Below are 7,057 nucleotides of genomic sequence, written 5' to 3'. Positions count from 1 at the left end.
CCGGTGCCCGACACGTCGCCGGAGCCGCCGACCGGGTCGAGGGCCGGCCCCGAGCCGGGCATCTCGCCGGTGGCCGGATCGACGCCCGCCGGGCCCAGCCCGCCCGTGCCGTTCGCCGTGGCGAGCAGGGAGACGGTCTCCGGCGCGACCTGCGAACCGCAGGCCGCGAGGAGGACCGCGGCGAGGGTGAGCGCCGCGGCGGCCGTCGAGCGGCTCGCCCGCGAGCGGCGCCCAGGCACCTGCTGCGACATGGTTCCTCCCACGGTTCGCGGATCGGTTCGGTGTGCGGTCAACGAGGGACGGCGGCCTTGGTGACGTGCGCCACAGGCGGGACGCCGGGCGTCAGCCGACGAGCGTGGTTCCCGAGCACTGGTACTTGGTGCCGCCCACGGGGCTCCACGTGCCACCGTCGAGCTTGATGAACCGCCAGCACTCGCCGGTGCGCTTGGGACCCGGGCGCTGCGGCGAGTGCATGCCGTTCGCCGTCCAGTTGTCGACCTTCTTCATCTCCGCGACGAAGGCGGGCCGAGTGAGCTTGGCACCCAGGGCGGTCGCGCGCTCGGCGAAGAGACGGGCCGCCGACCAGGCGAAGACCCCGAAGAACGACGGCTCGGCACCGGGCTTCACCTGCTGCAGCCAGCTGGTGTACAGCTGCATCTCCTTGTTGGAGCTCGCCTCGGCGAACGGCGTGAAGTTCAAGAACACCGTCGTGCCGTCCGCGGCGTCCCCGCCCGACTTGACGTACTCGGAGTCGTAGGCCGAGGGGTCGATCATGAAGACGTCCGGCTTGAAGCCCTGCTGCTTCATCGCGTCGGCCAGGCGCACGAACTGCGCCGGCTGGGCGATCATCTGCACGTACTTCACGCCGGCGTCCTTCATCTGCTGGACGTACGGAGCGTAGTTGAACTCGGCGATGTCGATCGGCTTGACGTAGGTGAACTTCATGCCCCGCTTCGTCATCGCCTGCGCCTGGAGCTTGCCGTTCTCGGCCGCGGCGCCGGCGTTGATGTAGAGCATCGCGGCGTTCTGCGAGGCCGCCTTGAAGTTCTTGAGCACGTAGTCGGGCACGGCGTTCTGGAACTCCGTGGCCACCGTCGACTGCGCCCCGAAGCAGGTGCTGCACGCCTGCCGCTCGTTGGTCACTGCCGCGGACCGGACGTCGGGCAGCCCGCAGTCCTCCGCGACGGCCGCCCCGCCGGAGTCGAAGGCCGACATCGAGCCGATGACGGCGAAGGTGTTGTCGCACGCGTCGGAGTAGGCCTGCTGGTCGGCGCCCGCGTCGGTGCGGCTGTCGTAGGCCTTCAGCGCCAGCTGTCGCCCACAGATCTTGCTGGAGGCGTTGAAGTAGGCGACGTAGGCCTTCACCGCGTCCTGCGCCGCCTCGAAGATGCCCGGGACCGGGCCGGAGATGTCGGAGGCGTTGCCGATGGTGATCGTCGAGTCGGTGATCCCCGTGGTGTTCTTGAAGCCCTCGCAGGAGCCGGCCTTCGTGCCACCGGTGGGTGCGTTCTCGCCACCAGCCTGGGGCGCGTCGCCGCCACCCGAGCCCCCGGTCGGGTCACCTGAGCCGCTGCTGCCCGGGGTCCCGCTGGTGCCGTCGGTGCCGCTGGTGCCACCGGTCCCGTCGGAGCCGACCGTGCCCGACCCGGGGATGTCGCCGCTCGAGGGGTCCCCGGGCACGACGCCACCGACCGGGTCACCGCCCGCGACCGGCACCCCGCCGGCACCGACGACCTGGTCGGGCTGGAGCTGGGACCCGCAGGCGGCGAGGCTGAGCGTCAGGGCACCGGCCAGGACGCCGAGGGCGACCGATCCGGCGCGAGTGCGTCGCAGGGTGGGCACAGGTCCTCCACGGAGAGAAAACTAGAACACGTACTAGTTCTCAACGAGAGTAGAGGAAAAAGGTGACGGTGCCCACAGGCATGTCCACGTCACGATCCGGCTACACCCTTGCGCTCCGGACCATGCGAAGCCCGTGCCGGCCGAAATCAGCCGCCCGCGACCAGGTGGCGCAGTGCCTCGAGCAGCTGGACCTCGCGTGCGGCTGCGTCGGCGCGGGCGAGCGACGCGCCGGCGGAGGCCTCGAAGTCCGGGATCGGACGTTCGGCGGCCTCCTCGTCGGTCGTGGCCAGGCCGTGCTCCTCGATGTCCTCCAGCAGCCACTCCATCTCCTTGATCTCCAGCCGCTGGGTGCGGATGATCTCGTCGGCGAGCTGGCGGACACGCACGTCGTCGATGTCGGCGCGCTCACTGGTGAGGATGGCGATCGAGTGGTGGGGGACCATCGCCTTCATGTACCGCTCGTCGTCGACGAAGAGCTGGGTGCGCGAGGCCGTGTAGGCGGCACCGAAGAGCGCGATCGCGGTCACGACGACCACCGCGTTGAGCGCGCGGCTCTTGTACATCATCGAGACCATGAAGGAGAGCATCACCATCGCCATCGCGGCGCCCATGAGCAGCGCCATGTAGAGCCGCTCCTGGCTGTAGTGGATGTGCTCGAACTGGTAGGTGTTGCTGTAGGTCAGCACGAACATCACGGCGGTCGACGTCGCGATCATGGCGGCGAAGCGCAGGTACATCCGCCGCTCGTGCTTCTTCTTCATCGCCGCATCCCGGTCGTCACCGTGGTCGGCACCGTGGTCGGCACCGTGGTGGGCGTGGCTCTGGTCGTCCATGGGGAGCTCCTGTGGGTGTGGCGCGGTCGGGTCGGGGGCAGGGATCGAGTCTGGGAGTCTCAGCGGTCGCCGGGGGGCGGCCCGGTCCAGGACCAGCCGTCGCTCAGCACGAGGCGGTGCAGGCTGGCGCGTCGCTCGTCGTGGCGGCGGAAGACCTCTCCGGTGCGCGCGCCGTCCAGGATCGGCACGCCGGCGGCGGTCAGCTCACCGACGTCGGGTGCGGGCGGCGGATCGGCGTCGGGGACCCACGCGGTGTCACTGGCGGTGGAGAGGTAGCGCGCCACGGAGGACCGCAGCGGCACCACCGCGCTGCGCTCCGGCCGCTGGGCCGGCGCGATCGCCTCGTGGAGGATGGTCAGCGCGTCATCGAGGTGGGCGATCGCCACGGGCGCTGCCAGCTGCCGGCTGGAGGAGTGGAAGTAGTGCAGCACCGGGTACGCCAGGTGTTGCTCGGCCGACACGGCGACGGACGCGCCGAGGGAGACGAGCTGCTGCTGGAACATGCTCCCGAACCCCTCCCCCGTCCAGCCCTGCGCGACGATCCCGGCCGGCGAGGAGCCCAGGCCGTGGATCTGCACGGCGAGGGCGCGCCGGGCGACGACCGCGGAGAGCACCGAGAGCAGGTAGGTGATGGCCAGGGTGACGAGGAAGAGGCCGCAGAAGGAGGCGACCGCGGTGGCGATCCGCCACACCGGGGTCGTGGCGACGAAGTCGCCGGTCCCGAGCGTGAAGACGGTGAAGCCCGCGTAGTAGACGACGTCGGCGACGTCGGCGGGCCGCTTGCTGCTCGCGTCGACGATCGCGTCGGAGCCGAGGAAGACGAGGGTCCAGCCGGCCCAGAGGATGCCCACCCACGTCAGCACCGTGCAGATGAGCACGATCGGCCCCGCCGCGGTGAGGAAGGACGACCCCTGGTCCTGACGGTGCAGCTTGAGCATGCCGCGCCACAGGCCGCCGAGCACCAGGCTCGTCAGCGGGCCGGCCCCGGCGGAGGTCGCCAGGGTCGTGACCAGCGCGTCGCCCAGGACGGCGACGAGCAGCAGCGCGCCGGCCACGAGCAGCACCACGTCCAGCACGGTCGTCCTTCCTCCCAGGTCCAGGCGTGGTGCGGCTCAGGCCATGGAGGCCAGCAGCTCGCGGCACGCCTGCTCGCAGCGGCGGCACGCCTCGGCGCAGACGCGGCAGTGCTCGTGCATCTCCGCATGGGACGCGCACTCGTCCCCGCAGGCCTTGCAGGCTGCGGCACAGGCCTCGAGGATCGCGCGGACCACCCTCGCGTCACCGGCCGTCTGTCGCGACAGGATGCTCCCGGTCGCCGCACAGACGTCGGCGCAGTCGAGGTTGTTGCGGATGCAGGCTCGAAGGTCGGCCACCATCTCCTCGGCCAGGCAGGCGTCCGCACACGCCGTGCAGGCCTGCGCACACTCGAAGCACGCGGCGATGCAGGCGGCCAGCTTCTCCCGGTCGACCCCGCCGATCTCACCGGGGTAGGTGTCGAGCATCTTCTCGTGGGTCATGGTTCCTCCCTCGTCGCGGCGACGGGACACCCGGCTGGCGGACCCGCTTGCGCCACCGCAATCAGGGGGCGGGTACCCGGCCACGGACCCGGTCATCCGCACGACTGTCCGGATGACCCGTGGGATCGGCTGCTGTCACGCGGCGCCGCGTGGGTACCGGGCGCGGCATGCACCACTCCGCCGCGACCCATCAGCACCCGGTCGATCCCGGCCGCGTCGCGAAGGCCCGTGAGCGCCTCCCCTCCGCCGAGGAGGGCGACCGGCTCACGAGCGTGCTCTCGATCATCGCGGACCCGACGCGCGCCCGGCTGCTCTACGCCCTGGACGTCGTCGACGAGCTGTGCGTCGGCGACCTGGCCCTGGCCCTGTCGGTGAGCGAGGACGCCGTCTCCTACGGTCTGCGCGTCCTGCGCACCGCCGGCCTCGTGGCGCGCCGCAAGGAGGGTCGCACCGTCTTCTACCGGCTGGCCGAGGGGTTCCCCGATCCTCTGCGCGAGCACTGCCTGCGCCAGCTCGTCGAGATGTCACGGGCCCCGGTCGACGACGACTGACGGAGGTGACCGAGCCGCCGGCGTCCCGGTGTCACCGGCAGCGGACGACCGGTTGCCGCAGGATGGTCCGCAGGCGGTTCGGCGCCGCCCGGCGCGGGTCGCCGAGGTAGATCTCGTGGTGCCGACCGGTGAGCTCGAGCCCCCGGTCCTCGATGAACGCGTGCATCGCCGCGATGGTGGGCCCCTCCTCGTCGTAGGGGCCGACGTGGAGGACCTGGACGCACGGGCCCTCGGCGAGCTCCTCGAGGAGGAGGCGGTCGAGCACCGACGCGTCGACCTTCGTGGCGGCGCGCTCCTTGGCCCGCGCCACCAGGTCGGCGTCGATCCAGTCGGGCTGGCCGATCATCATCCGCCAGCACCACTCGCCGGCGTCCCGGCGCGCGAACGCGCGCAGGTCCTCGGCCCACCACAGACCCTCCAGCGGTGCGACCGTGTGCTTGCGGCCGACCTCCTCGACCGCGAGGGCGCGGATGGCATAGGACGTCACGTACAGCGCGCTCACGACGGCGCGGTAGTCGTCCGAGGTGTTCGGGTCGCCCGCGCCGTCCCCGACGAGGAACGACATCGCGGGCACGTCCACGACGGTGCAGACGTGCTGCCTGGCGGAGTACAGGTCCCGACGGGCCCGCTTGACGTCGTAGCTCTCCAACGCGATCCGCTCCTCCGCCCGCTCCGCCGGCCGACGCGTGGATCCTCGTGGATCCGGCCCGTCACCGCAAACACGGCGCCCGGCCGCCGGTGGCCCGGGCGCCGGGTCAGCGCCGGGTCAGCGCAGGTCGCCTCCCGCGGCGGCACCGCGGTCCGGGCCCACCAGGCCGGTGACGACCTCGTTCTCCGCGAGCAGCGGGGTGAAGGTCTGCACGGGCTCCTCGATGAGACCGTCCACTGCCTCCTCGGCCCGCTGCCGGACCTCGACCTCGTCGCGGTCGATCGCCTGGCGCTGGCTGACCTTGTCGACGACCTCGTCGACGACGCGGTCACGGTGGGACTGCTGCTTCTCGTCCTGCGGTGCGCTCATGTCGTGCTCCTCTCGTGGACCGGGCCGGAGACCCGGTCGGGGGTCGGTCTCACGCACCTTCCACGGTGCGGTGCCGACTCCCCCGACCCAAGGGCTGGAGCAGACGTTGCGGCGCCGTTCACCTACCGTTCGCCGGCTCAGCGGAGCAGGTCGCGGCCGATCACCATGCGCTGGATCTGGTTCGTGCCCTCGAAGATCTGGGTGATCTTGGCGTCCCGGAACAGCCGTTCGACCGGGTAGTCGCGGGTGTACCCGTTGCCCCCGAGGACCTGCACGGCATCGGTCGTCACCCGCATGGCGGCGTCGCTGGCCGTGACCTTCGCGATGCTGGCCTGCCGGGAGAACGGCCGGCCGGCGTCCTTGAGCCGGGCGGCGTGGAGGTACGTCGCCCGGGCCCGCTCCACCTCCGCGCCCATGTCGGCGAGGAGGAACTGCAGACCCTGGAACTCACCGATGGGACGGCCGAACTGGTGACGCTCGCCGGCGTAGGCGACCGCGTGCTCCAGCGCGGCCTGGGCGATCCCGGTCGCGACGGCGGCGATGCCGAGCCGGCCGGCGTCGAGCGCCGACAGGGCGACCCGCATGCCGTCGCCCTCTGCGCCGACCCGGTCCGCGGCGGGCACCCTGGCGCCGTCCAGGACGACCTGCGTCGTCACGTCGCAGTGCAGGCCGAGCTTCCGCTCCGGCGCACCGAAGGCCAGCCCGGGGGTGTCGCCGGGGACGATGAAGGCCGACAGCCCGCGCTTCGGGTCGGGGCCGGTGCGGGCGAAGACGATGTAGTAGTCGGCGTGGGACCCGTTGCTGATCCACTGCTTGGTGCCGGTGAGGACGTAGTCGTCGCCCTCCCGGGTCGCCCGTGTCGCGATCGCGCTGACGTCGGAGCCGGCCTGGGGCTCGGAGAGGCAGTAGGCGCCGAGCCACCCGCCGGAGAGCATCCGCGGCAGCCACCGCCCGCACTGCTCCTCGGAGGCGTTCCCCGCGACCACCGTCGCGGTGAGGGTGTGCACGCTCGCGCCGACCGCGACGCTCGGCCACACGGCCGCGAGCTCCTCGACGACCTGGAGGTAGACCTCGTAGGGCTGGTCGGCGCCGCCGTACGACTCCGCGAACGGCAGGCTCAGGAGACCGGCGCGCCCGAGGACGGCGTACGCCTCGGCCGGGAACTCCGCGCGCTCCTCCATGCCGTCCACCTGCGGCGCGAGCTTCTCGCGCGCGATCGAGCGGGCGAGGCCGAGCAGCGCCTCCGCATCCTCGCCCGGCAGCAACCTGTCCACGTCCGTCGCCATGGGCACCAGC

At 71.9% G+C, this 7,057-nt stretch carries 9 protein-coding genes; 1 reads left to right on the top strand and 8 read right to left on the bottom strand.

All coding sequences use genetic code 11. From position 1 onward, the window contains the following. The 5 genes from ACSMHG_RS14800 to ACSMHG_RS14780 all read right to left on the bottom strand — a co-directional run. Window positions 1–251, bottom strand: a 251-nt coding sequence (locus ACSMHG_RS14800; RefSeq protein WP_435746443.1) for a hypothetical protein, incomplete at its 3' end; no start/stop codon positions are given. 91 nt (window positions 252–342) lie between these two features. Further along, window positions 343–1,842 (bottom strand): ABC transporter substrate-binding protein, encoded by a 1,500-nt coding sequence (locus ACSMHG_RS14795; protein ID WP_435746441.1) that lies wholly within the window; start codon window positions 1,840–1,842, stop codon window positions 343–345. A 146-nt stretch (window positions 1,843–1,988) separates the two neighbouring features. Then, window positions 1,989–2,675 (bottom strand): DUF305 domain-containing protein, encoded by a 687-nt coding sequence (locus ACSMHG_RS14790; RefSeq protein WP_435746439.1) that lies wholly within the window; start codon window positions 2,673–2,675, stop codon window positions 1,989–1,991. Window positions 2,676–2,734: 59 nt separating this feature from the next. Then, entirely contained in the window at window positions 2,735–3,751 is a 1,017-nt protein-coding gene (locus ACSMHG_RS14785) for an ion channel (RefSeq protein WP_435746437.1), read from the bottom strand. 36 nt (window positions 3,752–3,787) lie between these two features. Next, on the bottom strand, window positions 3,788–4,192 hold the full coding sequence (locus ACSMHG_RS14780; RefSeq protein WP_435746435.1) for a four-helix bundle copper-binding protein: 405 nt from the start codon (window positions 4,190–4,192) through the stop codon (window positions 3,788–3,790). A 167-nt stretch (window positions 4,193–4,359) separates the two neighbouring features. On the opposite strand from ACSMHG_RS14780, the gene ACSMHG_RS14775 reads away from it, so the two are divergent. Beyond that, window positions 4,360–4,743: an ArsR/SmtB family transcription factor gene (locus ACSMHG_RS14775; protein WP_435746433.1), complete on the top strand. Its 384-nt coding sequence runs from the start codon at window positions 4,360–4,362 to the stop codon at window positions 4,741–4,743. Between the two features lie 31 nt (window positions 4,744–4,774). Here ACSMHG_RS14775 and ACSMHG_RS14770 read toward each other — a convergent pair whose 3' ends face one another. The 3 genes from ACSMHG_RS14770 to ACSMHG_RS14760 form a co-directional block, all read right to left on the bottom strand. After that, entirely contained in the window at window positions 4,775–5,392 is a 618-nt protein-coding gene (locus ACSMHG_RS14770) for a GyrI-like domain-containing protein (protein WP_435746431.1), read from the bottom strand. Window positions 5,393–5,509: 117 nt separating this feature from the next. Then, window positions 5,510–5,761: a hypothetical protein gene (locus tag ACSMHG_RS14765; protein WP_435746429.1), complete on the bottom strand. Its 252-nt coding sequence runs from the start codon at window positions 5,759–5,761 to the stop codon at window positions 5,510–5,512. A gap of 137 nt (window positions 5,762–5,898) precedes the next feature. Next, a complete protein-coding gene (locus ACSMHG_RS14760) occupies window positions 5,899–7,047 on the bottom strand; it encodes an acyl-CoA dehydrogenase family protein (protein WP_435746427.1) in 1,149 nt (382 codons plus the stop codon). Between the last annotated feature and the right edge of the window lie 10 nt (window positions 7,048–7,057).

Source organism: Nocardioides ureilyticus (genome assembly GCF_051280745.1).
Lineage (GTDB): Bacteria > Actinomycetota > Actinomycetes > Propionibacteriales > Nocardioidaceae > Nocardioides.
This window is presented reverse-complemented; position numbering and strand designations above follow the sequence as displayed.

Coding starts and splice junctions, on each gene's coding strand:
- ACSMHG_RS14790 (WP_435746439.1), bottom strand. CDS start 2,675: ATGGACGACCAGAGCCACGCCCACCACGGTGCCGACCACGGTGCCGAC.
- ACSMHG_RS14780 (WP_435746435.1), bottom strand. CDS start 4,192: ATGACCCACGAGAAGATGCTCGACACCTACCCCGGTGAGATCGGCGGG.
- ACSMHG_RS14775 (WP_435746433.1), top strand. CDS start 4,360: ATGCACCACTCCGCCGCGACCCATCAGCACCCGGTCGATCCCGGCCGC.
- ACSMHG_RS14765 (WP_435746429.1), bottom strand. CDS start 5,761: ATGAGCGCACCGCAGGACGAGAAGCAGCAGTCCCACCGTGACCGCGTC.
- ACSMHG_RS14760 (WP_435746427.1), bottom strand. CDS start 7,047: ATGGCGACGGACGTGGACAGGTTGCTGCCGGGCGAGGATGCGGAGGCG.